The 4,638-nt window shown below is 72.8% G+C and carries 4 protein-coding genes; 2 read left to right on the top strand and 2 right to left on the bottom strand.

The window, feature by feature from the left end; all coding sequences use genetic code 11:
• Positions 1-361: 361 nt before the first annotated feature.
• Positions 362-811 carry a PTS sugar transporter subunit IIA gene (locus JNW98_RS30975; RefSeq protein ID WP_223771620.1) on the top strand — a complete coding sequence of 150 codons (450 nt, stop codon included), beginning with the start codon at positions 362-364 and terminating at the stop codon, positions 809-811.
• Positions 812-920: 109 nt separating this feature from the next.
• A complete protein-coding gene (gene ptsP, locus JNW98_RS30970) occupies positions 921-2,591 on the top strand; it encodes a phosphoenolpyruvate--protein phosphotransferase (RefSeq protein ID WP_223771621.1) in 1,671 nt (556 codons plus the stop codon).
• Positions 2,592-2,679: 88 nt separating this feature from the next.
• On the opposite strand, the gene JNW98_RS30965 is transcribed toward ptsP, so the two are convergent.
• Entirely contained in the window at positions 2,680-3,564 is an 885-nt protein-coding gene (locus JNW98_RS30965; RefSeq protein ID WP_223771619.1) for a DUF8829 domain-containing protein, read from the bottom strand.
• Positions 3,565-3,652: 88 nt separating this feature from the next.
• On the bottom strand, positions 3,653-4,638 hold a 986-nt coding region (locus JNW98_RS30960), incomplete at its 5' end, for an acetoacetate--CoA ligase (protein ID WP_223771618.1).

Raw genomic sequence — 4,638 nt, 5'->3', positions numbered from 1 at the left:
GGCGCTTCCCTTCGGTGTTTCACACTCTATCAGGCGTTTTCCGTCTCTCTCGCCACCCGCCTTTCCGTACACATCAAGGCATACGGGCAGACAAAAGCGGTCCTGAGAAAGGATCACATCTGAATGGAGTGCCGCCCCCGTACCGTGCTCCTCAGCTCTCGCTGCGGGCTCCGGTCGTGGGCAGGTCTTCGACAGTACAGGCCCCCGGCCGACAGAGGCAAATCGGTTACGGAGCGCACTGGACGGGCGGGGGCGCGCTCGTGCGGAACCGTCAGTTCCTATGACTTAGGCTCTGATCAGTGCACCGTCCGGGACAGGTAGTGACGGTGCGTGACTAATCTCCACCCCTGGGAGGCTTCCCATGACCACCGTGTCGTCCCCGATCGCCGGACGCGCCATCGGACTCGCGGCAGTGCCCGATCCGGTCTTCTCCGGCGCGATGGTGGGACCCGGTACCGCCGTCGACCCCGTGCGTGAGCCCTCGGAGGCCGTCGCCCCCGTCGACGGTGTCGTCGTCTCGCTCCACCCCCACGCGTTCGTCGTCGTCGACGCCGAGGGGCACGGCGTCCTGACGCACCTCGGCATCGACACCGTTCAGCTCAACGGCGAGGGCTTCGAGCTGCTCGTCAACAAGGGCGACACCGTCCGGCGCGGCCAGACCGTCATCCGCTGGAACCCGGCCGCCGTCGAGGCGGCGGGCAAGTCGCCGATCTCCCCCGTGATCGCGCTGGAGGCCACGGCCGACGTGCTCGGCGACGTGCGCGAGGACGGCGACGTCAAGGCCGGCGACCAGCTGTTCAGCTGGCGGTAACGGGCCGCGGCAGCGCCGCCGGGACACCGGCGGAAACGGTTCAGCTGAACGCAACGGGGACGCGCTCCCCCCACCGGCCGCGGCCGGTGGTCCCCTTCGAGAGGACATGATGGAAGCAACGCTGCGAGGCGTCGGCGTCAGCCACGGTGTGGCGATCGGCGAGGTCCGGCACATGGGCACGGCGGTGCTGGAGCCGCCGGCCAAGCAGATTCCGACGGACGAGGCGCCGCGCGAACAGGGGCGCGCGCGCCAGGCCGTGGAGGCTGTGGCCGCCGACCTCATCGCCCGGGGCAACCTCGCCGGCGGCGAGGCCCAGCACGTGCTCGAGGCGCAGGCCATGATGGCGCAGGACCCCGAGCTCATGGCGGACGTCGAGCGGCGCATCGCCGTCGGCAGCACCGCCGAGCGCGCGGTCTACGACGCCTTCGCCGCCTACCGGGCACTGCTGGCCGGGGCCGGCGAGTACCTGGCCGGCCGGGTCGCGGACCTGGACGACGTGCGCAACCGGATCGTCGCCCGCCTGCTGGGTGTGCCGATGCCGGGCGTGCCCGACAGCGACGAGCCGTACGTGCTGATCGCCCGGGACCTGGCGCCCGCCGACACCGCGCTGCTCGACCCGACGCTGGTGCTCGGTTTCGTGACCGAGGAGGGCGGGCCGACCAGCCACAGCGCCATCCTGGCCCGCGCGCTGGGCGTGCCGGCGGTCGTGGCGCTGCCGGGCGCCGGTGAGCTGGCCGAGGGCACGGTCGTGGCCGTGGACGGCAGCACCGGCGAGATCTTCGTCGACCCGAGCGAGGAGAAGCGCGCCGAGCTGACGAAGGCCGCCGAGGAGCGCAAGGCGGCGCTGGCCGCCTCGTCCGGTCCGGGTGCGACCTCCGACGGGCACAAGGTGCCGCTGCTCGCCAACGTCGGCGGTCCCGCGGACGTGCCGGCGGCGGTCGAGGCGGGCGCGGAGGGCGTCGGCCTGTTCCGCACCGAGTTCCTGTTCCTGGACGACAGCCAGAAGGCGCCGTCCGAGGCCAAGCAGGTCGAGGCGTACCGCAAGGTGCTGGAGGCGTTCCCGGAGGGCCGGGTCGTCGTGCGGGTGCTGGACGCGGGCGCCGACAAGCCGCTGGACTTCCTCACCCCGGCGGACGAGCCGAACCCGGCGCTGGGCGTGCGCGGTCTGCGGACGCTGCTGGACCACCCGGAGGTGCTGCGCACCCAGCTGACCGCGCTGGCCAAGGCCGCCGAGGGGCTGCCGGTCTACCTCGAGGTCATGGCCCCGATGGTGGCGGACCGTACGGACGCCAAGGCGTTCGCGGACGCGTGCCGTGAGGCGGGGCTGCGGGCGAAGTTCGGTGCGATGGTGGAGATCCCGTCCGCCGCGCTGCGGGCGCGCTCGATCCTGCAGGAGGTCGAGTTCCTCTCCCTGGGGACCAACGACCTCGCGCAGTACACCTTCGCCGCCGACCGTCAGGTCGGTGCCGTCTCCCGGCTCCAGGACCCGTGGCAGCCCGCGCTGCTCGACCTGGTCGCCGCGTCTGCGGAGGCGGCCAAGGCCGAGGGCAAGAGCTGTGGTGTCTGCGGTGAGGCCGCGTCGGACCCGCTGCTCGCCTGTGTGCTGACCGGTCTCGGCGTGACGAGCCTGTCCATGGGCGCCGCCTCGATTCCGTACGTGCGCGCCACGCTGGCCAAGCACACCCTCGCCCAGTGCGAGCGGGCCGCCGCGGCGGCCCGTGCGACGGACACGGCCGAGGAGGCCCGCCTCGCGGCGCAGGCGGTGCTGTCCGGCGAGTGAGCGGCGCCCGCGGAAGCGGGTGACCGTGGAGTGAAGTGAGTGGGGTGAGGGGTGCCCGCCGGGTGGCGGGCGCCCCTCACTTTTTCTTTTATGTCGTCTCCTCCAGTTCGATGCCGGCCTCGTACTCCACGCCGTGCTCGGGTGGGACGGGTTCGCCGGTGGCGGGGTCGGTGCAGTAGGCGGAGAAGACCTCGGCCTCGTCCAGTGGTCGGGGCCAGCCGGAGCGGAGGGTCCAGCCGCGGACGGTGGGCGGCCGGCCGGGGGCGGTGGTGCGGGCGACGATGCCGCCGGGGCGGTCGGTGGCGATGCCGGCGGCCAGGACGGTGCAGAAGACCAGGGCCGAGGGTTCGTCGAGCCGGAGCCGGCCGTCCGTGCCGCAGTCGGTCTGGAGGAGGGCGACGAGCGGGGCGTCGCCGTCGGCGGGGATGCTGCACACGAGGTGGTGGCCGCCCGGGCCGAGGGCCTCGACGATGCGGCGCAGGGCGAGGGAGGCGCGGGCGAAGGCCGTCCGGCCGGTGTCCTCGCCGCAGCGTTCGCAGTCGTCGCCGGAGAGCAGTTCGGTGGCGTATTCCCAGGTGGCCTGCTGTTCGGCCGCGTCGATGAGGCCGGGGAGCAGTCGGGTGACGGGGCGTCCGTCGTAGGCGACCGTGGTGCCGGCGGCGGCGACCTCGGCGGTGTAGCGGGTGCGGCTGGTGGCGCTGTCCGGGTCGAGGCGGAGGTCGGCGCAGTAGGCGGCGTAGTCGGCGGGGTCGAACAGGGCGACGGTCGTGTAGGTGCCCTGGGCGGCCAGGGCGCGCAGCAGGCCGTCGACGTGCCGTAGGTAGCCGGGGTGGTCGTCGAAGCCGAAGCTGGTGTAGCGCCGCATGGCGGCGAAGTCGTGTGCGTCCGCGAGGACGGCGACGGTGCTGGGTACTTCCCTGCGCAGGCGTCGGCGGGCGCTGCGCCGGATACGGACGTCGTCGATGTGTGCCATGTTTCCACTCCCCCTCGGACGGTCACCAATGCTCACTCAGAGTAGTCGAGGGCACTGACAACGCGCCGAGGGCGGGCGGAAGCGCTGGTCAGGGGCGGCGGCGGGTGCGGCCGAGGTCCGCGTAGAAGGAGAGCAGGGCGGGGTTGTCGACGGAGCCGGGGTTGACGGCCCGGTCGAGGGGGGTGCCTTGGAGGAGGCGCTTGACGGGGACCTCGATGCGCTTGCCGGTGAGCGTGTGGGGGATGGCCTCGACGGCTATGACCTCGTCGGGGACGTGCCGCGGGGAGAGCTGTTCGCGGATGGTCCGCTTGATGCGGTCGAGGAGCGCGTCGTCCAGGGTGGCGCCGGGGGCGAGGTGGACGAAGAGGGGCATCCAGTAGCCGCTGTCGGGTTCCTCGACGCCGATGACGAGGGACTCGCGGATCTCGGGGAGGCGTTCGACGGCCTCGTAGATGTCGGCGGAGCCCATGCGGACGCCCTGCCGGTTGAGGGTGGAGTCGGAGCGGCCGTGGATGACGACGGTGCCGCGCGAGGTGAGGGTGATCCAGTCGCCGTGCCGCCAGACGCCGGGGAAGGTCTCGAAGTAGCTCTCGCGGTAGCGCCGGCCGTCGGGGTCGTTCCAGAAGCGGAGGGGCATGGACGGCATGGGCGCGGTGACGACGAGTTCGCCGACCTCGTCGACGACGGGTTTGCCCTGCTCGTCCCAGGCCTGGAGGTCGGTGCCGAGGCAGGGGGCCTGGAGTTCGCCGATGTACACGGGGAGGGTGGGGACGGCGCCGGCGAAGCAGCTGCAGACGTCGGTGCCGCCGCTGACGGAGGCGATCCACATGTCCTCGGCGACCTCGTCGTGGATCCAGCGGAAGCCGTCCGGCGGCAGCGGGGAGCCCGTCGTCGCCACGCAGCGGACGCGGGAGAGGTCGAGGTCGCGGCCGGGGTGGAGGCCGGCCTTGCGGCTGGCCATCACGTAGGCGGCGGAGGTGCCGAAGAGGGTGGCGCCGGTGCGTTCGGCGACCCGCCACTGGGCGGCGGTGTCGGGGTGGCCTGGGCTGCCGTCGTAGAGGACGACGGTGGCGC

The organism is Streptomyces huiliensis (assembly GCF_020037025.1).
GTDB lineage: Bacteria > Actinomycetota > Actinomycetes > Streptomycetales > Streptomycetaceae > Streptomyces > Streptomyces huiliensis.
Note: the sequence above shows the minus strand (reverse complement) of the source record. Positions and strands in the feature narration are given on the sequence as shown.

What these genes read in the sequence shown, in the direction of transcription:
- JNW98_RS30975 (WP_223771620.1), top strand. Translation starts at nt 362, where the DNA reads ATGACCACCGTGTCGTCCCCGATCGCCGGACGCGCCATCGGACTCGCG.
- ptsP (WP_223771621.1), top strand. Translation starts at nt 921, where the DNA reads ATGGAAGCAACGCTGCGAGGCGTCGGCGTCAGCCACGGTGTGGCGATC.
- JNW98_RS30965 (WP_223771619.1), bottom strand. Translation starts at nt 3,564, where the DNA reads ATGGCACACATCGACGACGTCCGTATCCGGCGCAGCGCCCGCCGACGC.